The 23,838-nt window shown below is 63.3% G+C and carries 18 protein-coding genes and 1 pseudogene; 9 read left to right on the top strand and 10 right to left on the bottom strand.

Annotated elements, in window-relative coordinates; all coding sequences use genetic code 11:
• Nucleotide 1: 1 nt before the first annotated feature.
• A complete protein-coding gene (locus AC3ZU9_RS24490; protein WP_046036508.1) occupies nt 2–670 on the bottom strand; it encodes an ABC transporter ATP-binding protein in 669 nt (222 codons plus the stop codon).
• 274 nt (nt 671–944) lie between these two features.
• Between AC3ZU9_RS24490 and pmrG the strand changes: the two genes are divergently transcribed.
• The 3 genes from pmrG to AC3ZU9_RS24475 all read left to right on the top strand — a co-directional run bounded on the left by pmrG (nt 945) and on the right by AC3ZU9_RS24475 (nt 4,969).
• Nucleotides 945–1,619, top strand: coding sequence for a lipopolysaccharide core heptose(II)-phosphate phosphatase PmrG (gene pmrG, locus AC3ZU9_RS24485; protein WP_043205588.1), 675 nt, complete (start codon nt 945–947; stop codon nt 1,617–1,619).
• A 174-nt stretch (nt 1,620–1,793) separates the two neighbouring features.
• The gene (arnT, locus tag AC3ZU9_RS24480) at nt 1,794–3,449 is read left to right on the top strand and encodes a lipid IV(A) 4-amino-4-deoxy-L-arabinosyltransferase (RefSeq protein ID WP_490091458.1); all 1,656 of its coding nucleotides are present in this window, start codon (nt 1,794–1,796) and stop codon (nt 3,447–3,449) included.
• The gene (locus AC3ZU9_RS24475; RefSeq protein WP_490091457.1) at nt 3,449–4,969 is read left to right on the top strand and encodes an ArnT family glycosyltransferase; all 1,521 of its coding nucleotides are present in this window, start codon (nt 3,449–3,451) and stop codon (nt 4,967–4,969) included. Before arnT ends, AC3ZU9_RS24475 begins: the two co-directional genes overlap by 1 nt.
• Here AC3ZU9_RS24475 and AC3ZU9_RS24470 read toward each other — a convergent pair whose 3' ends face one another.
• Entirely contained in the window at nt 4,970–5,896 is a 927-nt protein-coding gene (locus AC3ZU9_RS24470) for an ATP-binding cassette domain-containing protein (RefSeq protein WP_320399355.1), read from the bottom strand.
• A gap of 212 nt (nt 5,897–6,108) precedes the next feature.
• A complete protein-coding gene (locus AC3ZU9_RS24465; RefSeq protein WP_490091456.1) occupies nt 6,109–12,330 on the bottom strand; it encodes an amino acid adenylation domain-containing protein in 6,222 nt (2,073 codons plus the stop codon).
• 489 nt (nt 12,331–12,819) lie between these two features.
• Here AC3ZU9_RS24465 and AC3ZU9_RS24460 point away from each other — a divergent pair, with 489 nt between their 5' ends.
• From AC3ZU9_RS24460 to AC3ZU9_RS24445, 4 genes and pseudogenes are all read left to right on the top strand, one after another.
• Nucleotides 12,820–13,614: a helix-turn-helix transcriptional regulator gene (locus AC3ZU9_RS24460; RefSeq protein ID WP_015884801.1), complete on the top strand. Its 795-nt coding sequence runs from the start codon at nt 12,820–12,822 to the stop codon at nt 13,612–13,614.
• The gene (gene adeC, locus AC3ZU9_RS24455; protein WP_490091455.1) at nt 13,614–15,068 is read left to right on the top strand and encodes an AdeC/AdeK/OprM family multidrug efflux complex outer membrane factor; all 1,455 of its coding nucleotides are present in this window, start codon (nt 13,614–13,616) and stop codon (nt 15,066–15,068) included. The genes AC3ZU9_RS24460 and adeC overlap by 1 nt, the downstream gene beginning before the upstream one ends.
• 149 nt (nt 15,069–15,217) lie before the next feature.
• Nucleotides 15,218–15,676, top strand: a complete 459-nt coding sequence (locus tag AC3ZU9_RS24450; RefSeq protein ID WP_490091454.1) for an REP-associated tyrosine transposase — start codon at nt 15,218–15,220, stop codon at nt 15,674–15,676.
• A gap of 196 nt (nt 15,677–15,872) precedes the next feature.
• Nucleotides 15,873–16,313 (top strand): annotated as a pseudogene (locus tag AC3ZU9_RS24445) (Sbal_3080 family lipoprotein); the annotation flags it as partial.
• A gap of 10 nt (nt 16,314–16,323) precedes the next feature.
• On the opposite strand, the gene AC3ZU9_RS24440 reads toward AC3ZU9_RS24445, so the two are convergent.
• From AC3ZU9_RS24440 to AC3ZU9_RS24430, 3 genes are all read right to left on the bottom strand, one after another.
• Nucleotides 16,324–17,256 carry a flavin-nucleotide-binding protein gene (locus AC3ZU9_RS24440; RefSeq protein ID WP_490091453.1) on the bottom strand — a complete coding sequence of 311 codons (933 nt, stop codon included), beginning with the start codon at nt 17,254–17,256 and terminating at the stop codon, nt 16,324–16,326.
• Nucleotides 17,257–17,543: 287 nt separating this feature from the next.
• Nucleotides 17,544–18,335 carry an ABC transporter permease gene (locus tag AC3ZU9_RS24435; protein WP_490091452.1) on the bottom strand — a complete coding sequence of 264 codons (792 nt, stop codon included), beginning with the start codon at nt 18,333–18,335 and terminating at the stop codon, nt 17,544–17,546.
• A complete protein-coding gene (locus AC3ZU9_RS24430; RefSeq protein ID WP_490091451.1) occupies nt 18,332–19,009 on the bottom strand; it encodes an ABC transporter ATP-binding protein in 678 nt (225 codons plus the stop codon). Before AC3ZU9_RS24430 ends, AC3ZU9_RS24435 begins: the two co-directional genes overlap by 4 nt.
• Before the next feature lie 131 nt (nt 19,010–19,140).
• On the opposite strand from AC3ZU9_RS24430, the gene AC3ZU9_RS24425 reads away from it, so the two are divergent.
• Complete coding sequence (locus AC3ZU9_RS24425; protein WP_015884806.1) at nt 19,141–20,217, top strand: aldo/keto reductase; 1,077 nt, start codon at nt 19,141–19,143, stop codon at nt 20,215–20,217.
• An 88-nt stretch (nt 20,218–20,305) separates the two neighbouring features.
• Nucleotides 20,306–20,548 carry a hypothetical protein gene (locus AC3ZU9_RS24420; protein WP_015884807.1) on the top strand — a complete coding sequence of 81 codons (243 nt, stop codon included), beginning with the start codon at nt 20,306–20,308 and terminating at the stop codon, nt 20,546–20,548.
• A 105-nt stretch (nt 20,549–20,653) separates the two neighbouring features.
• Here AC3ZU9_RS24420 and AC3ZU9_RS24415 read toward each other — a convergent pair whose 3' ends face one another.
• From AC3ZU9_RS24415 to AC3ZU9_RS24400, 4 genes are read right to left on the bottom strand one after another with little or no spacing between them, the layout of a single operon-like run.
• Entirely contained in the window at nt 20,654–21,487 is an 834-nt protein-coding gene (locus AC3ZU9_RS24415; protein ID WP_015884808.1) for an ABC transporter substrate-binding protein, read from the bottom strand.
• Nucleotides 21,488–21,546: 59 nt separating this feature from the next.
• A complete protein-coding gene (locus AC3ZU9_RS24410; protein WP_173390410.1) occupies nt 21,547–22,275 on the bottom strand; it encodes an amino acid ABC transporter ATP-binding protein in 729 nt (242 codons plus the stop codon).
• A gap of 23 nt (nt 22,276–22,298) precedes the next feature.
• The gene (locus AC3ZU9_RS24405) at nt 22,299–23,042 is read right to left on the bottom strand and encodes an amino acid ABC transporter permease (RefSeq protein WP_015884810.1); all 744 of its coding nucleotides are present in this window, start codon (nt 23,040–23,042) and stop codon (nt 22,299–22,301) included.
• Between the two features lie 6 nt (nt 23,043–23,048).
• Nucleotides 23,049–23,750: an amino acid ABC transporter permease gene (locus tag AC3ZU9_RS24400; protein WP_015884811.1), complete on the bottom strand. Its 702-nt coding sequence runs from the start codon at nt 23,748–23,750 to the stop codon at nt 23,049–23,051.
• Nucleotides 23,751–23,838: the final 88 nt, after the last annotated feature.

The raw sequence follows: 23,838 nt of genomic DNA, 5'->3' as shown, positions 1-23,838 counted from the left end.
CTCAAGCGGCGCCTGCAGGGACGACACGCCCACGCTGCAGCACCACCTGCCGGTCCAGCCGTGCGGCGATGCGCGGGCTGTGGGTGACCATCAACAGGCTGGTGGGGCTGTCGCGCAGCAGGTCCAGCAGCAGTTGCAAGACTTCGTCACTGGTGGCTTCGTCAAGGTTGCCGGTGGGTTCGTCGGCCAACAACAGGCCCGGTTTTGAGGCTAATGCGCGCCCGACCGCGACCCGCTGCTGCTGGCCCCCGGAGAGTTGTTCAGGGTAACGCTTGAGCAGATCGCCCAGGCCCAGGCGTTCAACCAATTGCGCTTGCCACTGCGGGTCAAACCGCCCCGCCAACCGCGCCTGGAACGCCAGGTTGTCCTCGACCCGCAAACTGCCGATCAGGTTGAACTGCTGGAACACCAGGCCGATTTCGGTGCGCCGCCAATGGGCCAATTGCGCTTCGCTGAGCTGGTCGAGGCGTTGCTCGCCCACTTGGATGCTACCGCCGTCCAGCCGGTCGAGCCCGGCCACCAGGTGCAACAGGGTGCTCTTGCCGCTGCCCGACTCGCCCATCAACGCCAGGCTGCTGCGCTCGGCCAAGTGCAGGTCCACACCGGCCAACACCGCCAGCGGCCCTTGCGGAGTGACATAGCTTTTAAACACGGCGTGCACCTGCAACATGACAACTCTCGTTTGATGGGTGGCCATCGAGAATAACGGCTGCCGCCCAAGGCCATGCAAATTTTTCACATGGATTTCACCGACTGCCCACCCATGGCTGTTTAGATTACCGGCCATCGGTGATTCGTCGGCAACTTGTTAGTTGCCCTGCCTGACAACTTTTAACCGCAACATGTTCAGCGAAAAGACAGCCACCCTGTGACAGCCTCCTGCGTCACTGAGGCATTCGCCCACACGTTGCGCCTAACTAATTACAACGCTGCCAACAGTGCCCATGGTGAATGAAGTGGTTGACCTTACCCTGACCAAACCACGCTCGCGGCGAGCCTTTTTCAAGCGCTTGCAACCGCTGTGGCTGGGGCTTTTCGTGGTCGGCCTGCTGCTCGCCGGCAGCCTGTTCTGGCACGCCTCGCCACGCGACCTGGGCGTCGGCAACCGCCTGTTGAACTCCCATGTGCTGCCCCTTTGGCGTGATGGCGACCTGATCGTGCTGGTGCGTCACGAAGAACGCTGCGACCGCTCCACCAACCCCTGCCTGGGGCCTGTCGAAGGCCTGACGATCAGTGGCAGCCAACACGCCGAAAACCTGGGAAAAGCCTTTAAAACGTTGGGCATGGAAGGCAGTGACGTGCTTGCCAGCCCGACCATCCGAACCGCGCAGACCTTGCGCTTCATGTTCGGCAAAAACGAGTTGACCTCCGGCCAGCAAGCCGTCTGCGGCGCGGCCATGGGCGAAGAACTGCTCAGCCACAAAACCCCGGGACGCAACCTGGTCTTCGTCACCCACAGCGGCTGCATTGCCGACTTCGAAAGCACCCTGGGTTTCCCCCACGCCACATTCCCCCAGTACGGCAGCGCCCTGTTCGTGCAGGTATTGCCCAACGGCAAGTTCAAGGCATTGGGTATCGTCAATAATCCGGATTGGCCCGCCGCGCTGAAACAACTTTAATAACTCCCCCTCCTGCCTGTTCAGCAAAAAGACAGCCCGGTTCTGGCATGTTTAGTTGCGCCTTTTAATTAAGGACCTCATGAATATTTTGTGTAATTCAGTGAACGTCGTGACTGTCTCCGCTACTTCATTACTTCAAACATCCATTACTAAACGTCAGGGAGCGACGTTTTCATGACCCGATTAAAACCGCTGCCGATATTGTTGCTGGCCTTTGTCGCGTTTTACCTATTGCCGCTGGGCCTGCACGGTTTGTGGATCCCCGACGAGACCCGCTACGCCCAGATCAGCCAGGAAATGCTCCTGAGCGGCAATTGGGTCACGCCACATTTCATGGGTATCCGCTACTTCGAAAAGCCCGCCGGCGGCTACTGGTTGATCGCCCTCGGCCAGGCCGTGTTTGGCCAGAACCTGTTCGGTGTGCGCATCGCCTCGGCCTTGACCACCGGCTTAAGCGTGCTGCTGGCCTACCTGATCGCCCGTCGCCTGTGGAATGACCCACGTAAAAGCTTCGCCTGCGCCCTGCTCTACCTGAGCTTCGGCCTGGTGGCCGGGCAAGCGGGTTATTCCAACCTCGATCCGCAATTCACCCTGTGGGTCAACCTGAGCCTGGTGGCCCTGTGGTTTGCCCTCGACAGCACCACACTGCGGCACCGTCTAGGGGCGTGGGCCGTGGTGGGCCTGGCCTGCGCCCTGGGTTTCCTGACCAAAGGCTTCCTGGCCTGGGTGCTGCCGGTGCTGATTGCCGTGCCCTACATGCTCTGGCAACGGCGCCTGGGAGAATTGCTGCGCTACGGCCCGCTGGCAATCGCAGTCGCCGCCGTGGTCTGCCTGCCGTGGGCGCTGGCGATCCATCATCAGGAACCTGATTTCTGGCGCTTCTTTTTCTGGAATGAACACATTCGCCGCTTCAGCGCCGACAACGCGCAACACGTGCGGCCGTGGTGGTTCTTCCTACCGATCATCGCGGTGTCTTGCCTGCCCTGGGCCGGGCTGTTGCCCGCCACCCTGCGCACCACCTGGCAGCACAAACGCCAGCCGGCAATCACCTTCCTGGCCCTGTGGCTGCTACTGCCGCTGGTTTTTTTCAGCCTGAGCAACGGCAAGCTGCCGACCTACATCATGCCGTGCCTGCTGCCCCTGGCGTTGTTGATGGGGCATACCCTGGTCGACCTGATCAGCACCGGCCGTGCCCGCACCCTCTGCCTCAACGGCCTGCTCAACTTCGTGATCGGCATGGTCGCCATGGTCGGCCTGATCTACCTGCAGATCGCCCGGCCGCTGTACAGCAACAGTCACGCCGAAATGTTCAGCCTGTCGCTGGCCTTTATCGTGCTGTTGGCATGGATCCTCACTAACCTGCTGCAAGCGTTCCGCCCGTTGACGCTATGGGCCACGCCGACGCTGGGCATCGGCCTGCTGGTGATCCTGTTGCCGGCGAGCATGCCGGCGTGGATCGCCGACAACGAAATGCCCGACCAGTTTGTGCTCGAGCACCTGGAAGAGTTGCAACAAACCCAGGCACTGCTGAGCAACGAACTGGAGAGTGCCAGCGCCCTGGCCTGGCGCCTGCAACGCCCGGCTGTGGCGCTGTATGACACCGAGGGCGAGTTGCGCTACGGCTTGCAGTACGCGGGTTCGGTGCAGCGCAAAGTCGCACTGGAACAGGTGCAGACGTGGCTCAAGGACGCGCGCCAACGCGGCTCGGTGGGCGTGCTGATGCGGGTCAGAAGCACCAGCGAGATGCGTGAGGCGGGGCAACTGCCGCCGGGGGGCAAACGCTACTACAAGGGCGCCCTCGAACTGATCATCTACCCGAAATCGCCCTGATGGCGGCCTTCTGGAAAACCGAACGCGGCGCCCTGGTGGTATTGCTGGGTGTCACGGCCGTGCTGCTGCTCGCCGGCCTCGGCGCACGCGACCTGTGGGGCCCCGAAACCCGCTGGGCCAACATTGCCTTGCAGATGCTGCAAAGCGGCGACTACTTCGACCCGTATCTCAAAGGCGTGCCCTATTACGACAAGCCCCTGCCTTCCTACTGGCTGATCACCGCGACCGCCCACGCGATGGGCGGCCTCGGCCCGTGGTCGTTACGTTTGCCGTCCGTGATCGGCGCCTGGCTGAGCGTGTGGCTGATCTACCTGATCGGCGAACAACTGTTGCGCAAGGGCACCGGGCTGATTGCCGGCTGGATGCTCGCCACTACCTTCTACTTTCTGTTCTGGGCGCGCGTCGCCACGGCGGACGTGCTCACGGTGTGCGGCGTACTGGCGGCCGTGTGGTGGTATTGGCGTGGGCCGCAGGACACACGGCTTGGGCGCTACACCGTGTTCTTTCTCTTGTTGGCGGTGACCTCCCTGTTCAAGGGCTTGATCGGCTTTGTGCTACCCGGCCTGGTGCTGCTGCCGCACCTGCTCAGTGAGCATCGCTACAAACGCCATCTCAACCTGCGCCTGCCACTCGCCCTGCTGATGGCGGGCGCAGTGTATGCCGTGCCGTTCGTGCTGTCCCATGTCTACGGCGCACCCAGCTACGGCGAAAGTGGCCTGGCGCTGGTGTTCCGCGAAAACGTGGTGCGCTTTTTCGACCCGTTCGACCACATGGGCCCGATCTACACGTACCTGATCTACCTGCCCGCCTACACCCTGCCATGGGTGCCGTGCTGGCTGCTTGGCCTGTGGCTGGCGCTGCGGCATTGGCGCCAGACCCCGCCCAACGTACGTTGGCTGGTGTGGGGCCTGGGGTTGCTGTTCGTGTTCTTCACCGCCAGTGGCAGCCGACGCAGTTACTACGTGCTGCCGTTGGTGCCGTTCGCGCAGTTGCTGGGGGCCTGGTGGGTGAGTGAACGGCTGGCGAAAAACCCGGCGAGTTGGCCGCGCTGGCAGAAAGGTTTCGCAAGCGCCGCCGTGCTGATGCTACTGGTGCTCGGGGTGCTGTATCCCTGGACCAACGGCAATGGCGGCGTGACGCGTTTCGCCGAGGACGTGGAAACCCAGGCGACCCAAACAGCACCGTGGAACCAATGGCAGATGGTGCTGGTGGAAGTCGACAACAAACTCCCTCTGTACCTGCAAAACCACGGCGAACCCTTCTACTACGTAGCCGAAACCCAGGACTTCCCGCGCCAGGGCGACAGCGCCGCGTTCATGGCCTGGCTGGCCAACACCAGCGGCCAGGATTTCGACCCGCTACACACAATTATCGTTGCGCAATTCTCCAAGGACGACCCAACGCCACTGGCCTACCTGGGTGCGGATCATCACGTGATTACCACCCAGCCGGACAACGGCGAGCGGTGGTTTGCGAAGCGCGAGGGAGGCAGCGTGGCGTTTATCCCATCGCCGCGCTGATCAGGTCTTGCGAGCCTTGCCGGGGTCCACGGTGCCGATAGGCCCCAGGCTACCCCCCAACCCGGCCACGTGCTCCTGTACCGCCCGCCCCTCCGCCCGGTTGCGGATAAACCCGGCGCGGGTAAACCGCTCCAGAAACGGCACCGGCAAGGCCTTGTCAGGGGGCACCGCAGGATGCTCGGCCACTTCCCCGAACAGGGTGTACGCCGCGCTCGGCAAGTGCCGGGTATTGAGGTCGCCGGTCAGGCGTCCGGCTTGCAACACGAGCGCGCGGTTGGTGACGCGTTGCAGATCGGACAAGCGCTGGGAGATGTAGAGGATGGCCACACCGCGTGCGCGCTGGCTGTCGATCAGGCCGAGCAGGCGTTCGGCGTCGGTTTCCGACAAGGCCGCCGTCGGTTCGTCGAGGATCAACAGTTTGGGTTGCTGGGCAAAGGCACGCGCCAGTACCAGCAGTTGACGGTCCGCCTGGCCGAGGCGTTCGACCGGGTGTTGCAGCGGCAGGTCCAGGCCCAGCCCGGCGGCGATGGCTTCGGCACGTTGCAGGAGGCTTTTGCGGTTGAGCAGAAAATCCGCGTCTGGCTGCCCCAGCTCATCGAGCAACAGGTTCTCGGCCACGCTCAGGCCGGGGGCGATGGCATCGTCGGGCCGTTGATGCACGGCGACGATGCCGAGCCGGCGTGCCGACAACGGCGAGGTAAAGCGTTGGCGCTGGCCCTCGACCCACAGTTCGCCGCTATCCGGCGCCAGGCTGCCGCTGAGGACCTTGACCAAGGTCGATTTGCCCGCTCCCGTGGCACCGAGCAAGGCCACACCCTCACCCGGGTAAATATCCAGGGTGACTTGATCCAGCGCCTGCTGGGCACCATACGTCTTGCACAGGCCAACCAGACGGATCAAAGGCTCGGGGGCAACGGGGTTGCTCATGGCTAATCTCTAAGGCGCAACGATGACTCATTACAACGCCAGACAGCGCTGATTTATTCCGAACAACAATGAGTTAGGTCCCGAATTAAAGGCATTACCTCATGAACAATCCAATAGCTGAATCGCATAGCCGAAAACATTCGAGTTATAAGGCCCTTGCCCGCAGTGTGTTGAATGCTTTCAGCCAGCGCCTTCAGGGCCCGCCCGCGACTTCAGATCCTGCGACGGCGATTGAGTTGAGGAATAGCGGTTTGCGGGATCTCCACACGCTTTACCTGCGTCAAGGTACACGCCGCCAGTTGCGCCAACGTCGGCTGGCTGAACACGCTCCGCGCATCCACCTCCAACCCGGCCTTGCGCATTCGCGCCACCAGGTTCACCGCCAGCAACGAATGCCCGCCCAGTTCAAAGAAATGGTCATGCCGCCCTACCCGCTCCAGCTTCAAGACCTCCGCCCAGATCCCGGCCATCACGGTCTCCACTTCCCCGATCGGTGCGGCATACGCTCGGCTCACCACCGCCTCCAACCCCGGCGCCGGCAATGCCTTGCGGTCGAGTTTGCCCGCAGGGTTGAGGGGCATTTCATCAAGCCGCACAAACGCCGCCGGCACCATGTACTCCGGCAATTGCTCCAGCACATGAGCGCGCAACGCTTCCAGGCTCGGCGCGTCGGCACGCACGGTGAAATACGCCACCAGCCGCTCTTCCCGAATCAACACCGCCACTTCGCGCAACGCCGGATGCGCCAACAGCCGTGACTCGATTTCCCCCAGTTCCAGGCGCACACCGCGCAGTTTGATCTGGAAGTCATTGCGCCCGAGAAACTCAAGATTGCCATCCGGCAGGTAACGCACCAGGTCGCCGGTGCGGTACAGCCGATCCCCTTGCACAAACGGGCTGTCGATAAAGCGCTCGGCGGTCATCTGCTCAAGCCCCAGATAACCACGGGCCACGCCGACGCCACCGATATGCAGCTGCCCGCTGACGCCCATCGGCACCGGCGAATCCTGCGCGTCGAGCACATACAGGCGGGTATTGTTGATCGCCCGGCCGATCGGCAATTGCAGCGCGGGCACCGGTGCGCCCGGTTCCAGCGTCCAGGCGCTGCTGTCGACCGTGGCCTCGGTGGGGCCGTAGACGTTATGCAGGCGCACCTTGGGCAGTCGCGCCTGCACGCCACGGGCCAGGGCTTCGGTGAGCTCGCCGCCGCCACACAATACGTCGGTGAGGCTGGTGCACAGGGCCGATTCTTCCAGTTCAAGGAACTGCTGCAACATCGCCGGCACGAACTTGATCACCGTGATCTGCTGCTCACGAATCACCTGCGCCAGGTAGGCAGGCTCGCGATGCCCATCGGGGCGTGCCAGTACCAGGCGCATGCCATTGGCGAGCGGCCAGAACAGCTCCCACACCGAACCGTCGAAGCTGAACGGCGCCCGTTGCAACAGCGCACCGCCTTCAGCGTTGGGGCACAGTTGCGAGCCCCAGTGCAGCAGGTTGCCGAGGCCGCGATGCTCGATCATCACGCCTTTGGGCGTGCCGGTGGAGCCCGAGGTGTACATGACGTAGGCCAGGTTGGCGACGCTCAAACCCGGCACCAGCGGGTTGCCGATGGGCGCCTGGCGCCAGGCACAGTGGTCGAAGTCGATCACCGGGATCGACACCTCGCCCGGCAAATCGCGCGTCGCGGCGTGTACCAGCAGCGCCACCGGTTGGCTGTCGTGAAGCATGTAGACCAGACGCTCACGCGGGTAGCCGGGGTCCAGCGGCACATACGCGCCGCCAGCCTTGAGAATGGCCAGCAGGCCCACCACCAGGTCCAGTCCGCGCTCGACGCACAGCGCCACGCGAGAGTCCGGTTGAACGCCACGTTCGCGCAAGTGGAAGGCCAGTTGGTTGGCGCGTTCGTTGAGTTCGCGGTAGGTCAGTTGCAACGTGCCGGCCTGCACCGCCACGGCGTGGGGGATCTGCCGCGCATGGGCTTCGAACAGCGCCTGCACGGTGAGGGTGTCGGGGTAGTCGGTGGCCGTCGTGTTGAAGTCCACCAGCAGGGTTTTCAGCTCACTGGCGGGCAGCACCTGCACCTCGCGCAATGGCCTTTGCGGCGTCTGCTCCAACGCGTCCACCAGGTTGACCAGTACGGTTTCGAGGTAATCCAAAAGACGCCCGGCGCCCACGGTGCGCGGGGCCTTGGCCTTGATTCGGAAGCCGCTGGCGGTATCGTCCACGGTCAGCATCAGCGGGTAGCTGAGGACGTCTTCGCTGCTGAGCAAGGCGATGCCCGGCACCAGGGTCAGGTCGCGCTCGGCGTCGGTGTGCCGGTAATTGAGCAGGCTGTTGAACAACGGCGACGCGCTGCTGCAGCGTTGGGCCAGTGCCAGGGAGGCTTGTTCATGGGCGAGCAAGGCGCTGAGCTGGGTGTGGGTGTCCGTGAGGGCATCGGCCACCGTCCGCCCGGCCAGGCGCACCCGCAGCGGCAAGGTGTTGATGAACATACCCAAGGCGCGGTCGGCGCCCTCACCGGCCTGCAAACGGCCGAGCAGCACGGTGCCGAACACCCCATCATCGCGGCCCGCGACACGGCTGAGTACCTGGGCCCAAGCCAGATGGAACAGGCTGGCGGCGCTCACGCCCAGCCCACGCGCCTGTGCCCGCACACGCTGATGCAGACGCTCGCCCAGTGCGCGTTCGGCTTCGTCGGTTTGCGCCCGATCCGCCTGGCGCGCCTGTAGACCGAACGCCAGGGTCGGCTCGTCCACATCCCCCAACTGCTCACGGAAAAACGCTTCATGCCCTGCCTGTCGCGCCGGTGAACGGGCTTGCACCACCACATTGCGGTACGGCACCGACGCCGGCAGTTGCGCCTGTTGACCGAGCAAGTGGGCGCGGATTTCCTGCATCAACAGCGTGGTCGAGGTGGCATCGTTGACCAAGTGATGGAAGCGCAGCCGCGCGACCCAGCGTTGCTGCTGCGGCTCTTCGGCATAGTCCAGGGCCATCAGCGGCGCCTGGCGCAAATCCAGCGGTTCATGCCCCTCGCGCAGCGGTTCGACGCGCAACTGCGCCTGGCGCCAGACCACCTGCATCGGTTGCTCCAGGGCTTCCCACGCCAGGCTGGTGCGCAGGATGTCGTGGCGGTTGATCACCTGTTGCAAAGCTTGGGCAAACGCGTCCAATTGCTCGCGTCGCGCAAAGCTGAACAGCGCCTGCTGCTGGTAGGGGTCGTGCTCATCGGTGAGGTGGTGGTACAGCAACCCTTCCTGCAACGGCGCCAGCGGATAGACCGCCTGCACATTGGCCGCGCCACCGGGGATGCCGGCGACGATCAGCGCCAGGCTGGCCTGATCCGGTTCGGCCAGGTCCGCCTCATCCACCTCGCTGTATTCACTGGCCGCCGCCAATGCCGCCAGGGTCGGCTGGCCGAACAACACCTGCACATCGGCGCGCAGCCCGACCTGGCGCATGCGTTGCACCAATTGCACCGCCAGTAAGGAATGCCCGCCGAGTTCGAAAAAGTGGTCGTGGCGGCCCACCTGATGCACGTGCAACAACTCGGCCCACAGCTGCGCCAAGACGGTTTCCACGCCCGCGTGCGGGGCTTCATACCGGCGTGTGACGAAGGCGTCCTGGCTGGGTGCCGGCAACGCCTTGCGGTCGAGTTTGCCGTTGGCGGTCAGGGGCAACGCGTCCATTGGCTGGTAGGCGGCCGGTAGCATGTAGTCGGGCAGCGACGCTTGCAGGTGGCTGCGTAAGGCCTCGATCGGCACGGCTTCACGCGGCACGAACCAGGCCAGCAATTGCCCCTCGCGCGACTGCACCACGGCCTCTTGGATATGCGGGTGGGCGGCCAGCGCGGATTCGATTTCGCCCAGCTCGACGCGCACGCCACGAATTTTCACCTGGTCGTCATTGCGCCCCAGGTATTCCAGGTTGCCGTCCGGCAGCCAGCGCGCCAGGTCACCGGTGCGGTACATCCGGCCCTGGGTGAAAGGGTCATCCAGAAAGCGTTCGGCGGTGAGATCGGGGCGGTTCAGGTAGCCACGCGCCACCCCCTTTCCCCCCACGTACAACTCCCCTGCTACGCCGATGGGCACCGGGCGTTGCTGTTCGTCGAGCACGTACGCGGTGGCATTCGCGATCGGCGCGCCGATATGCAGCGGCTTGCCCACGTCCATGCGGCCGGAGGTGGCGACCACCGTGGCTTCGGTGGGGCCGTAGTTGTTGATCACGGCAAAGGACTGCGCCTGGGGGAAAGCGCGCAGACGGTCGCCACCGATCAGCAGGGTGCGCAGCGTTGGGTGTTGCAGGCCCTGGCTGAAGGCGTATTCGGCCACAGGCGTCGGCAGGAAGCACACGTCCAGCGACTGCGCGCGCCACCAGCTGAGCAACGCGTCGATGTCTTCGGCGCCGTCATGGGCGGGCGGCAGGTGCAGCGTGGCGCCCACACACAGTGCCGGCCAGACTTCCCAGGCCATCGCATCAAAACCAAACCCGGCGACACTGGCGGTGTGGCTGCCGGCGTGCAGGTCAAAGGCCCGGCAATGCCAGTCCACCAGGTTCGAGACAGTGTGGTGCTCGACCATCACGCCCTTGGGCAAGCCGGTGGAGCCTGAGGTGTAGATCACGTAGGCAAGGTGGGAGGGGCTGACCGCTACGCGGGGGTTGGTGCCCAAGTGAAAGGTCGGGCGGTCCAGTTGGAGCACAGGCACATCCAGCGCAGGCAGACGGTGCAGCAGGTCATGCTGGGTCAGTACCACCACCGGATCGCTGTCTTGCAGCAAGTAGTTCAGGCGTTCGGCCGGATGGGCCGGGTCGACCGGCACGTAGCAGGCGCCGGACTTGAGAATCGCCAGCAACCCCACCAGCGTGTCCAGCCCGCGCCGCGCCAGGATCACCACGCGGTCGTCCGGCTGTACGCCACGCTCCAGCAGTTGATGAGCCAGGGCGTTGGCCTGCTGGTTGAGTTGGGCGTAGCTCAGCTGCCGGCCCTGGTAAACCGCCGCCACCGCGTCCGGCGTGCGCGCGGCCTGGCCTTCGATGCGCGCGTGCAGGGTCTGCGGCTGCGTACCGGGCTGGGCGGTGGCGTTCCACTGGTGCAACCGGGCCTGTTCGGCGGGCGTCACCACCGAGAAATCACTGAGCTTCAACGCAGGGTCTTCCAGCCCTTGCTCCAGCAGCCAGGTAAAGCGTTGCGCCAGGGCGAGCACTTCGTCGTGCTCGAAGTACGCCTCGTTGTACACGCAATGCAGGCACGCGGTGTCCTGGTAGCGGTTGCTGCGCAAGTGGATCGCCAGCGGCAGCGGCTCATGGTGGTTGGAGACTTTGACCGCACGCGCCTCGGTGGTGCCGTAGCGCAGCTCATGGTCGTCCTGCTCGTAAGACACCGACAGGTCGAACAACTGGCCGCGATCGCTGCGGCGCACGCCCAACTCACGGTTCATCTCACTCAGGGGAAAACGCTGGTGGCGGAAATCCTGCTTGAGCTGGTCGCGCACGCCACGCACCACGGCGCTGAACGGCAACTGCTCATCGAACTGCAACCGTACTGCGCTGACCTGGGTGAACAGCCCGACGGTCGAACGGAACTGCGCATTGGAACGGTTGAGAATCGGCAGCCCCACCACCCACTCCTGGCGCTGGGCGGTGCGCGTGAAATACACATACATCGCCGCCAGCAGCACATGAAATGCCGACGCCTGGTAACGGTTGGCCACCTGCTCCATGCGGTTGAGCAGGGCCGCCGGAAACGCTTGCACCAGGGTGTTGCTGGACGCCTTGGCGGCGTGCCGCGGGGTCAGCAGCGGTTCCGGCAGCACCGGGTACTTGGCCAGCCAATAGGCGCGGTCGCGGGCATAGCGGGCCGAGGCACGGTAGCGCTCGTCCGCGTCGATAAAGTCGATATAGGACGGCGCCAGCGGCTCCGGCTGTTGGCCTTGCGCCAGGGCGGTGTACAGCCGCGCGAGGGATTGCAGCATTTGGCCGAAGCCCCAGCCGTCGAGAATCAGATGGTGGGCCTGGGTGCCGAGGCGGTAGTGATCGGCATCCAGCTTGACCAGCAAGAAGCGGAACAGTGGCGCGCCCTGCAGCGCGTACGGCAAGGCCATTTGCGCCTGCATCAGGGCGTGGCAGGCGGCGTGCGGGTCGGAGGCTGCACTCACGTCATGCAGCGTCAGGTCCACGGCCACCGTGGCGGCGAAGGTCTGCCGAGGCAGGCCGTTGGCGTCGCTGTGCAATTGCGTGCGCAACGCATCGTGCTTGGCCACCAGCAGCTCGATGGCACGCTGCATCAGGTTCGGGTCGACGGCGCCGGCAAAGTCCACATAACCGCCGATGTTGTACAGCGGTGAGTCACCTGCACGCAGTTGGTCGAGCCAGATGTCCTGTTGGGCGGCGGTAAGGGGGAAGCTGGCCGGCAGGCGGGAGGAATGCTTCATAAGATCCTTCTCATGGGGGTCAGGCACTGGCCGCGCAGGGAGGCCCATTACGACGAATGGGCCGGATTGGAGCATGGGGCCCCGGGGCTGTCTGTCACCCTAAACCCGGACATCCAAACGCACGGAACGGGCTTGGCTGAGGGCTCATTGCTGAAACGATTAAAGAGATGTAGGAGATTGGCTATATCTGGCCGATGCCAGGTTGGGGGGAGGTTTTTTAAAAATAATTATTTTCCATATTTATCAAATAGTTAAATAACTCTAAAGGCATCTCCTGATTTTTCGTGGCCGGAATCATCGCTCAGAAACGTCGAATTAATGACGTTGTTTTTATGGCACGTTGTGTCCCTCGTTTCCGCTACATACGTAGAACGAATCCCCTGGCTAAATACAATTTCGAATACCGACTCTGGTGGGTGAGCAACGGATCGCACCCGCAGAGGCTCAGAGAATCTGTTGACGGTTTTCGACATCAAGGATGAGATGGCTATGAGTTTGATCAGCACTACCGCCAACACGCAAAGCCCGAATTTTTATGCAGAAATGGGCGAACTGATTGCCAACAGCGGTCACCCGGACTTCGCCGCGCACATGCTGCACCTGGTGGATAAATGGGTACCGATCCACCTGGTGGATCTCAGCGAATGGACCCTCGACGAGCTGCGCGACCGCGTGCTCGATATCAAGCTGCTGGGCAGCGCCGGCCAGAAGCAGGACCTGCCACCGCCCCTGGCCCTGAACTCCATGGACGATCACCCGCTGCTGCGGGAAATGCTCGGCATGCACGACCCGCTGCTGATCCAATTGAAGGCCAAGGCCAAGAGTGCATACCCTCGCGGCACCTCGCACCAGTGCAACCTGGTGTCGCGCCAGGGCAACCGGCGCTGTGTGATTTCGTTCTACCGGCCGCCAAACCACCGCGGGTTTTCCCTGCCCGAGCTGTCGTTTCTCAAATGCCTGTCGGACACCCTGCTGCCGCTGATGGAGTGCCACGCCCAAAGCCTGCGCCAGGCACCGCACCCCGAGACCGAAGCGGCCCATACCCTGCTGGAGCAATCCCAATTGCAGCGTGAGTTCTACAAGCGCCTGTCCCTGGGCGACATCACCCTGTCGGCACGCGAGCAAGAGGTGTGCCTCGGCCTGCTGACCGGCGGTACCGTGCCGCAGATGGCGGAAAAACTCAGTGTGAAGAACAGCTCCATCGAAACCTACCTCAAGCGCGCCGCCGCCAAGCTGGGCGTGAGTGGCCGGCATGGCCTGGCCAAATGGATGGTGGGGGCCTGATGCGCACATTGAGCACTTTGGCGATGGCATCGATGCTCAGCGGTTGCTCGCTGATCCCGGACTACCAGCGGCCGCAAGCGCCGGTGCCTGTGCAGTATCCGCAGCAGGGTGTGTATGCACAGGCGCAGGCCGGCAGCGCTGACTGGCAACAGCTGTTCCACGACCCGGCGCTGCAGCAGCTGATTCGCGATGCCTTGGTCAACAACCGCGACCTGCGGGTGGCGGCGCTGAACGTCGAGGCGTTCCAGGCGCAGTACCGTATCCAGCGTGCGGATCTTTTCCCCGCTGTGTCCGCCACCGGGGCCGGCCAGCGTCGGCGTTTGCCCGGCGATGTGAATGGCACGGGCAAGCCGGCCATCACCTCCAGCTACTCCGCGACCCTGGGTATCAGTGCCTACGAACTGGATTTTTTTGGCCGCGTGCGCAGCCTCAGCGAACAGGCCATGCTCACCTACCTGGGCACCGAGGAGGCCCGACGCAGCGCGCAACTGAGCCTGGTGGCGAACGTCGCGAATGCCTACCTGACCTGGCGAGCCGACCAGGAATTGCTGGCCCTCGCCCAGCAAACCCTGGTGGCCAACGACCATAGCCTGCGCCTCACCAGCCGCAGTAAAACCGCGGGCAAAGCCTCGGCTCTGGACGTGGTCCAAGCCCGTACCAGCGTCGAAAGCACCCGCGCCAGCGTGGCCCGCTACGAGCGCCAAGTGGCCCAGGACCTCAACAACCTGGCCCTGCTGGTGGGCGGCCCGGTGGACGAACAACTGCCCGCGCGCCCACTCGCGGCTGACTGGGTGGCGCGCGTACCGGCGGGCCTGCCCTCCGACCTGCTGCAACGCCGCCCGGATATCCTCCAGGCCGAATACCAACTGCGCGCCGCCAACGCCAATATCGGCGCCGCACGCGCGGCGTTTTTCCCTTCGGTGAGCCTCACCGCGAATGCCGGCAGCGCCAGCACCGAACTGTCGGGACTGTTCAAGGGAGGATCGGGCAGTTGGACGTTCCAACCGCAGATCAACCTGCCGATCTTCAACGCCGGCAGCCTGCGCGCAAGCCTCGACTATGCCAAGTTGCAAAAAGACATCAGCGTGGCGCAATACGAAAAATCCATCCAGACCGCTTTCCAGGAAGTCGCCGACGGCCTGGCGGCGCGGCAGACCTTTATCGACCAGTTGGACGCGCAGCGGGATTTCGTCGCGGCCAACCAGCAGTATTACAAACTGGCCGAACACCGCTACCGCAGCGGCGTCGACAGCAACCTCACCTTCCTGGATGCGCAACGTGCGTTGTTCAGCTCGCAGCAGGCATTGATCGTGGACCGCCTGGCGCAGTTGGTGGCGGAGGTGAATTTGTATACGGCGCTGGGGGGCGCGTGGGGGGATGGCATGCCTGCGCCCATGGCGAGCGCGCGGGGTGATGAAGCCGCCCCAATCGGACCACTGCGGCGTATCAGGTGAATGTACAGGGGGGGGTTTGGGGCTGCTGCGCAGCCCAGCGCGGGGCAAGCCCGCTCACTAAAAACATATTCGGTAACCAAGTGGTAGAGGGTCGCGGTGGAATACGCGCTAGCGTTAATACGCTTAGGGACTCTTTCAGGAACAACGGATTGCGCCCAAAGCCTCAAACCCATCGACTGCGTCACGGCCGTTCTTCGGAACGCGGACGAAGTTATCTCATCACCATCGTCGTCCACCACCGCCAGCGTTTATTCACCGACCTGTTCCTTGGCCGCCTGCTGGTTGCCGAATTCCGCCAAGTTCATGAACCGGGTTTGGTTGACTCTATGGCCTGGGTAATCATGCCTGACCACATTCATTGGCTGTTTGAGTTGAAACAACAGACGTTGGCCTACGTCATTCGGCGTATCAAGTCACGCAGTACGCTGACGACCAACAGGCGTCGCGCAAGCAAGGAGCGTGTCTGGCAGCCAGGCTATTACGACAGGGCTGTGCGTGTAGAGGATGATATACGTACGATGGCGCGCTATATCGTCGCCAATCCGCTGCGAGCCGGCTTGGTCAAACGGGTGGGGGATTATTCGTTATGGGATGCTGCCCGGCTCTGACTGTACTGCACAGGATCGTGTAGTGAGCGGGCTTGCCCCGCGCTGGGTGGCGAAGCCGCCCCAACCGGACCACTGCGGCGTGTCAGGTGAATTTACAGGGACGGGTTTTGGGGCGGCTTCGCCACCCAGCGCGGGGCAAGCCCGCTCACTACAAGATAGGCTATCATTGGGCCACCACTTGGACATGGAGGTCGTGATGCGCCTGATATCAGCTACTGGTTTTACACTTGCCTGCATTGGCCTCTGCGGCTGCAGCATCAAACAAACCGTCACCCCGGTTGCCTTCTCCGCCGCCCAGGCCCCTGAGATTTGCATGATCCCCGCCGAAGGCCTGCGCGCAGGATTTAATACGACTTACACCGCGCAACTGCGCAGCAAAGGGTTTCAGACCCGGGAGTTGCGACCCGGCAGTCCACCGGCCAGCTGTGCACTGTCGACCACGTACATCGGCCAATGGAGCTGGGACTTGGCGCTGTACATGAGCTATGCCGATATCCAGGTATTTGAAAACGGCCGGCAGGTGGGCAAGGCGTTGTACGACTCGACCTCGGGGGGTGCCCGGATGGGCAAGTTTATCGATGCACAGAGCAAGATCATCGAGATGACCAACCAGCTGTTCCCGAATGCCTCCTACGGTCCGAGCCAGGCTACCACTGCCCCATCGCCAGACTGAACGGCGAAAACGCCGCGAACTGCCACCGCAACGCCAGCGCCGCCGGGCGCCGCACCACGTGTTCCACGCTCACCGTCCACAAGCGCTGGGCGCCGGCGAACAGGGCCACTTGCGGGCCGTCCAGGATCAGCGCGGTGCGCCCGGCCACGTGCAGCACGTCCCCCGATTCAAAATCGATGAACAGCAACCCCGCCACCGGGTTCACCTGCAGGTTGCCCAGGGTGTTGAAGAACAGGTTGCCGGCGAAGTCGGGAATGGTCAGCAGGTTGCCTTCAACCCGCACAAAACCAGTGTTGCCGCCCCGATGAGAAACGTCCACCGAGCGCTGGCCGTCGACCTCGACGTAGCTGGCGACGAAGAAGGTGTCGACGTTGCGGATTGTCGTTTGAGCGGCGTCATCCAGGCTGTCGGAACGCTCGACGAGCGTGCCGGGTTTGCGGGCGACGGCGTCGACGGGCCGCAGCTGGATGTACTTGGGGCAGTTGCCGAAGCTCTGCACCACATCAATCGAAAAGCCCTCGTGATCGAGCGCGCCGATCCGTCCGTTCAGGCGGTTGCGGCGGCGAGTGTTGAGGTCGATGCCCAGCAGGCCGACGGATACGCCGTCTCGCAGTGCGCTGCGGGCCGGGTCACCGGCCGACGGCAGACTGTCGATCTGCAAGGTCTGTGGGTCCGGCGAGTGGGCAAAGCCTGGGGCGCCTTCAATCATGGTCGCCCAGGGAATGCCGCGTTCATCCACCACGCCCAACATCAGGTACGGCAACAAGGGGTAAAAATCCCGATGCTGCCCAGGCAGGTGATCGCGAATCACTTTGGGCCCGACCACGGCCATGCGGTCGGCCACGCCAACAGTCTCTTGCAGGTGACGCTCACCGGCATGCCAGGGCGTTTGTTCGATCGGGTTCATGGCGAGTACCTCATGTAGGATAGACCGATGTTGCGCCCTGCCAGCCGTGGCGGCAGTTCGTAGCCTAGCAAAACACGACGTAACTGCCAGATACGCTAGCTTCCTGTGGCGAGCGAGCTTGCTCGCGCTGGGCGGCGAAGCCGCCCCCAAAACCTGCCAACGCGAATTGTCTGAAAAAACGCGGAGACCTGATTGGGGCTGCTACGCAGCCCAGCGGGAGCAAGCTCCCTCGCCACAACCAGTGCCTTGACTACACAATGGCCACCCTGGGGGAGCTGTGGTGTGCTTCAGCGCTCCTCAAGCCTGTCCCGCAAGAATCGGTGGCTGCTGGAAAACAGTCGCCGGTAGGTGAGCAACACCGCACCCACCGTGCCCAGCGCCGATGAGGCGGCGATCAGAAACATGATCACGATCTGATACCGCACCGCATCCACCGGGCTCTCCCCGGCCAGCACTTGCCCGGTCATCATGCCTGGCAGGCTGACGATGCCCACTACGGTCATCTGGTTCAGCGTCGGAATCATCCCCGCGCGCACCGCCTGGCGGATGGCTTCCTGCGCCGCTTCCCAACGTGAGCCGCCGAGGGCCAGGATCATCTCGATGGTGTTGCGCCCCGAGGTCAGCTCCTGGGTCATGCGTTCGATGCCCAGGGAGACGCCGGTCAGCGTGTTGCCAAGGATCATGCCGAGGATAGGGATCGCGTATTGCGGCTCGTACCACGGGTGGATACGGATCACCGCAAACACCCCCACAGCGGTGACCAGCCACGAACTGCCCCATACCGACAGCACGCTGTCGGCGCGCTGCCCCCGGTAAGTGCGCCGCCCACGGCCTGCAGCCGAGAGGCCGGCGATCAGGGTCATCGCACACATCAACGGCAGCACCACGTACCAGTAGGCGAACTCGAACACCCAGCCCAGCAGATAACCGATGGCCAACAGTTGCACCACGGTGCGCACCGCCGCCCACAGCAACTGGCGGCCCAGACCCAGGCGTAGCAGCAGCGAGAGTGCGCCGTTGATGAGGATCAGCGACGCGGCGATGCCCATGTCCAGCGCGGTAAGGTTCTGATAATTCATGCCTGGATCGCTCCGCTCAATGCACCCGCGTCCATTTGCCAGTGGATGTCGCTCATGCGCCGGGCCTGGTCCAGGTCGTGGGAGACCCAGATACAGGCACGGGATCGATCAGCGGCAAACCAGGCATCGATCAGCGCTTCCACCTCGCGGGATGAGGTGGGGTCGAGGGCGGCGGTGGGCTCGTCCAGCAACAGCACTTCGGGGTTGAGTTGCAGGGTGCGGATCAACGAGACCACCTGGGACTCGCCGCCCGACAGGTCGGCGGCGCGCTTGGCCAAAAAATCCGGCGCCTTGCCGGCATGCCCGAGCAGTGTGGTGACGGCCGCCAGATCGAAGCGGCGCGTGCGCAAGGTCTTAAGGCTGAAGGGAAAGCACAGGTTGTCTTGCACCGAGCCCTCGAGCAGCGCCGGGCGTTGGGACAGGTAGCTGATATGGCTGCGGTAGTGGGGAATCTGCGCGTTGCCGATCGGCTGGTTGTTCCACAGGATCTGCCCGGACGTGGGCGCATCCAACAGCGCCAGCGCGCGCAGGAACACACTTTTGCCGGAGCCGGACGCACCCGTGATCGACACGCGGTCGCCAGCGTGCAGGGTGAAATCGGTGGGCTGGAGCAACGGCACCTGGCGGCGCTCGTCCAGGCGCGTGAGGGCGCGGGTTTCGATCAGTGCGCTCATGGACGCGGGTTCCTGTTAAATCCTGTTGGGCGTAATGGTGAGGCAGGCGCACGAAGTTTTCATGAAAAAATTCAAACTATCGCACCCCACGTCGTTCACACCTTCACGTGCAACGTTAAGTAGGAGGCGACATGCAATACCGACAACTGGGTCATTCCGGCCTGCTGGTGTCCGAAATCATCCTGGGCACCGTGCCTTTTGGCGGTCGCGCCGAATTTGAGCAGTGCGGCGCGGTGGACGTGCCCCAGGCCAAGCGCATGTTCGACATCGCGTTCGACGCGGGTGTGAACATGGTCGACACCGCCGACCTCTACTCCCACGGCCTGGCCGAAGAAGTGGTCGGCAACGCCTTGGGCGCCAAGCGCAACGATATCCTGCTGGCCACCAAGGGCCGCAGCCCCGTGGACAACAACCCGAACAATTCCGGCTCATCGCGCTACCACCTGATTCGCGCCTGCGAAGCCAGTTTGAAACGCCTGGGCACCGACCATATCGATCTCTACCAACTGCACAATTGGGACGGCATGACGCCCATCGAGGAAACCCTCGAAGCGCTGCGGCTGCTGGTGGGCTCGGGCAAGATCCGCTACTTCGGCACCAGTAATTTCACCGCCTGGCAAATGATGAAAACCCTGGGTAAGGCTGAGCTGCACGGCATGCTCAAACCCATCACCCAGCAGATCTACTACACCCCGGAATCCCGCGAGGCCGAATACGAATTACTGCCCCTGGCACTGGACCAATCAGTGGGCACGCTGGTGTGGGGACCGATGGGCGAAGGGCTGCTGACCGGCTCCACTCGACGCGGGCACCCCGCGCCGGCCAACACCCGCCAGGGCAGCGGCTGGCCGGAACCCTACGTGCATGACCAGGAGCGCGCGCTGGACATCATCGAAACCCTCGCCGCCGTCGGTGATGAACATGGCGTCTCGGTCGCGCGCACGTGCCTGGCGTGGCTCAAGGACCGGCCGGGGATCACCTCGCTGATCGTCGGCGCCCGCACCGAAGCACACTTGCACGATAACCTCGCCGCGACTGAACTGAAGCTGACCGAGGAACAGTCTTCGCGTATCGAAGCCGTGACGCGGCGCCAGCCGTTGTACCCGTACTGGCATCGCTTTACCGCCGGGATTGATCGTTTTGATCCCGCGGAACAGCCGTTTTTGGCCGAGCACCAGAAGACCCTGGATGCGCGCAAGGACAAATAAGCCCTGAACACCGCCACTCAACCTGTGGGAGGGGATTGCTCCCTCCCCACATGGGGTCCGAGTACAGCCACAACAAAGGAGCCTGCCCTTGATCGCCCAAATCATGATCGCCGCCCTCGGCGTTGTCGCCATCTGGTTCAGCCAGAGCAAACGCCTGAAGGTGCGCCGCTACGCCTGCCTGTTCGGCATGGCCGGCCAGCCTTTCTGGTTCTGGTCGTCGATCAATGCCGAGCAATGGGGCATCGTGTTGCTGAGCTGCTTCTACACCGTGGCGTGGGCCAAGGGCATCAAGACCCATTGGATTGATCGCCAGCCGGACGCGCAGCTATGAAGTGGGCACAGGGCGTGGGCAATGGTCAGCTGGGGTATGACACGTATCAGTAGACGCCAAACTGAACCAACAGCGTGCAGGCAAACGCCCGCACGCTCACCCCGCTTACGGTAACGGTTCGAACTTCAACGCACTCAAGCTCTGCACCTTGTCCTCGCGCACCATCTTGTACTCGGTGTTCGGGCCGATCCAGCGGTCCCAGATCGCGTCAATCTCCCCGGCCTTCTCCATCGCCATCAACGACTCATTCACCTTGGCCAGAAACGCCGGTTCGTCGCGACGCATGCCCGCACCAATCGGTTCCAGGGCCATCGGCTCTTTGGCCAACGCCAGTTCAACGCCGCCGGCCTTGGCCTGGTTGACCAGTTTGAGGGCGGTCATGGTGTTGGTGACCAGGCCCACTACCTTGTTCTGTTGCAGGGCCATGTAGGCCGAGCCGGTGTCCTGGAAGGTCACCGGGGTAGCGCCGGCGAGGCGGATCGATTGCTCGGACGTCGAGCCCTTGGTGGAGCTGATGCGCTTGTCCTTGAAGAAGCTCTTCGGCTGGTCGGCATTCGCCGCGCGCACCACCAGGGTTTCCTTGGCGATGTAGTACGGGTCGCTGAACTGGATTTGCTCGGCACGGGTCTTGGTGTACGCCAGGTTGGCGAAGATCACATCGACGCGGCCCATTTTCACTTCGGGAATGCGCGCTTCAACCGACAGCGGCTTGAGTTCCAGGGCCACGCCCATGGTCTTGGCCAGGGCCTTGCACAGGTCGACGTCCATGCCCACCAGCTCGCGGGTCTTTGGGTCTGGCGCGGAGAATGGCGGCACGTCAGCGTACACTCCGCAGCTCAGGGATTGCTTGGCCATGATGTCGCTCAATTGGTCGGCCTGCGCGATGGCAACCGCCAGTGGACCCAACGCCAGCGCAGTAAACAGATGCTTCATACCCATGGGAAATCTCCAGTAAGTTGGACCAGCAAAAATGGCAGGGGGAGCAAAGCCGCCGCAGCTCAATGGGCCCGCAGGTCGGCGATAAAACGTTGCGCTCGCGGGTGCGAAGGCTGGGCGAAGAAGGCCTCGGGGCTGCTCTTTTCCAGAATCTGCCCCGCGTCCATGAACCAGATGGTGTCAGCCACTTCGCGGGCGAAGTTCATCTCGTGGGTCACGCACATCATGGTCATGCCGTCCTTGGCCAGGCCCTTCATCACGTTCAGCACTTCACCGACCATTTCCGGGTCGAGGGCACTGGTGGGCTCGTCGAACAGCATCACCGGCGGCTCCATCGCCAAGGCCCGGGCAATCGCCACGCGTTGTTGTTGGCCGCCGGACAACTGCGCCGGGTAGGCACCGGCCTTGTGGGCCAGGCCCACGCGGTCGAGCAGTTCCATGGCCTTCTGCTTGGCCGCCGCGCCCTTGAGGTTGCGCAGCTTGTTCGGTGCCAGGGTGATGTTTTCCAGCACGGACAGGTGCGGGAACAGGTTGAAGCTCTGGAACACAAACCCCACGCGGCTGCGCAGCCGGTTGACCTGGGCGTCGGTGCCGTGCACGTCCTGGCCATCGAACAGGATCTGGCCGGCCTGGATGTCCTCCAGGCGGTTGACCGTGCGGATCAAGGTCGACTTGCCTGAGCCCGAGGGGCCGCACAGCACCACCACCTCGCCGGGTTGCACCTCGGCGGTGATGTCAGTGAGCGCCTGGTACTCGCCGTACCATTTATTGATTTTCGAAAACATGATCATTGGATGCATGAGCGCAGCCCTCTTCAATTATCGGTGGCCAGCAACGGATCGCCCGGCACGGTTTGCCCGCCGTCGCCCAGGCGCTTGCGCGCAATGCGCTGCTCCACCCAACCGGCCAGGCGGGTCAGGCCGAAACACAGCAGGTAGTAGATGATCGCCAGGATGAAAAACACCTGGAACGGCTTGGTCAGCAGTTGGTTGTTGACCTGGTTGGCGGCAAAGGTCACTTCCTGCACGTTGATCACGTAGCCCAGGGAGGTTTCCTTGATGATCGAGATGAACTGGCTGATCAGGCTCGGCAGCGCGTTGTACAACGCCTGGGGCAGGATCACCCACACGGTGGTACGCACGTAGCCCAGGCCCAGGGCGCGCGACGCTTCGTATTGCCCGGCCGGCAATGCCTGGATGCCGCCGCGAATGATTTCGCACAGGTAGGCGCTCTGGTAGATCACCAGGGTGCAAAGCATGGTCATGAAGCCGGTGATGTTATGGCCGATCAGCAACGGCACCAGGAAGTAAGTCCAGAAGATCACCATCAGCAACGGAATACCGCGCAGCACGTAGACCCACACCGTGGCAAGCAGGTACAGGCCCTTCCACGGCGATACCCGCGCCAGGGCCAGGAGCAGGCCGAACGGGAACGCCAGCAGCAACGCCAACGCCGCCAGGATCAGGGTGCTCGCCAGCCCCCCCAGCGGGCCGTGGGGGTATTGGCCGATAAGGAACAGCGTCCAGTTCTGTTGCACGATCGAAAACATATCGAACATCGTCGTCTACCTCGCCAGGGCTTTGCTGAAGTGCCGGGCGAGCAACGCCCCGGCGCCCATCAGCAGCAGTGAAAACACCAGGTAGAACACCGTGGCGACCAGGTACGACTCGAAGGTGCGGAACGTGTAGTTCTCCACTTCGCGGCTGGCGTAGGTCAGTTCCACCACCCCGATGGCCATCGCCAGGCTGGTGTTCTTGAACAGCAGCACCGTGTGGTTGATCAGCGAAGGCAGGCAGTTGCGCACACCTTGCGGCAGAATCACGTAGCGCATCGAACGTACGTAACCCAGGCCCAGGGCCCTGGACGCTTCGGTCTGCCCGGCGGGAATGGCGCGCAGGCCACTGCGGATGTCTTCACAGAAATACGCGGCCTGGCACAGGCCCAGGGCGATCACCGAGAACAGGTATTCGGTGTTGTGGTTGGCAAGCCACAGTTGCGCGGATTCGCTGAGCAGCGTCGGCACGCCGAAGTACCACAGCATCAGTTGCACCAGGGTCGGCACATTACGGTGGTACGACACGTACCCCGCCACCAGGCGGTCAGCCAGCTTATTACCGGTCAGGCGTACGGTGACCAGTGTCAACGCCAGCACCATTGCCAGCAGCCAGGCGAACAACGCCAGCTGCAAGGTCATTTCGATGCCCTTGACGATCAGCTCGGCATATTCGCCTTGCAGAATCGCGGCCAAATCGAAGTCTTGCTTCATGGTCAATCCCTATCGGCATTGGGCTAGGGCAGGAATCAAATCACCCGGCATGGCCGTGGCGGGGGTGCAGCGATGACGGATCGGTCCG

It is taken from the genome of Pseudomonas sp. A39, assembly GCF_058145955.1.
This window is presented reverse-complemented; position numbering and strand designations above follow the sequence as displayed.

Excerpts from the sequence above, each read along its gene's own strand:
- pmrG (WP_043205588.1), top strand. The coding sequence starts at position 945 with ATGGTGAATGAAGTGGTTGACCTTACCCTGACCAAACCACGCTCGCGG.
- adeC (WP_490091455.1), top strand. The coding sequence starts at position 13,614 with ATGCGCACATTGAGCACTTTGGCGATGGCATCGATGCTCAGCGGTTGC.
- AC3ZU9_RS24400 (WP_015884811.1), bottom strand. The coding sequence starts at position 23,750 with ATGAAGCAAGACTTCGATTTGGCCGCGATTCTGCAAGGCGAATATGCC.
- AC3ZU9_RS24465 (WP_490091456.1), bottom strand. The coding sequence starts at position 12,330 with ATGAAGCATTCCTCCCGCCTGCCGGCCAGCTTCCCCCTTACCGCCGCC.
- AC3ZU9_RS24470 (WP_320399355.1), bottom strand. The coding sequence starts at position 5,896 with ATGAGCAACCCCGTTGCCCCCGAGCCTTTGATCCGTCTGGTTGGCCTG.
- AC3ZU9_RS24425 (WP_015884806.1), top strand. The coding sequence starts at position 19,141 with ATGCAATACCGACAACTGGGTCATTCCGGCCTGCTGGTGTCCGAAATC.
- AC3ZU9_RS24405 (WP_015884810.1), bottom strand. The coding sequence starts at position 23,042 with ATGTTCGATATGTTTTCGATCGTGCAACAGAACTGGACGCTGTTCCTT.
- arnT (WP_490091458.1), top strand. The coding sequence starts at position 1,794 with ATGACCCGATTAAAACCGCTGCCGATATTGTTGCTGGCCTTTGTCGCG.
- AC3ZU9_RS24490 (WP_046036508.1), bottom strand. The coding sequence starts at position 670 with ATGTTGCAGGTGCACGCCGTGTTTAAAAGCTATGTCACTCCGCAAGGG.
- AC3ZU9_RS24430 (WP_490091451.1), bottom strand. The coding sequence starts at position 19,009 with ATGAGCGCACTGATCGAAACCCGCGCCCTCACGCGCCTGGACGAGCGC.
- AC3ZU9_RS24475 (WP_490091457.1), top strand. The coding sequence starts at position 3,449 with ATGGCGGCCTTCTGGAAAACCGAACGCGGCGCCCTGGTGGTATTGCTG.
- AC3ZU9_RS24460 (WP_015884801.1), top strand. The coding sequence starts at position 12,820 with ATGAGTTTGATCAGCACTACCGCCAACACGCAAAGCCCGAATTTTTAT.
- AC3ZU9_RS24415 (WP_015884808.1), bottom strand. The coding sequence starts at position 21,487 with ATGGGTATGAAGCATCTGTTTACTGCGCTGGCGTTGGGTCCACTGGCG.
- AC3ZU9_RS24410 (WP_173390410.1), bottom strand. The coding sequence starts at position 22,275 with ATGATCATGTTTTCGAAAATCAATAAATGGTACGGCGAGTACCAGGCG.
- AC3ZU9_RS24440 (WP_490091453.1), bottom strand. The coding sequence starts at position 17,256 with ATGAACCCGATCGAACAAACGCCCTGGCATGCCGGTGAGCGTCACCTG.
- AC3ZU9_RS24435 (WP_490091452.1), bottom strand. The coding sequence starts at position 18,335 with ATGAATTATCAGAACCTTACCGCGCTGGACATGGGCATCGCCGCGTCG.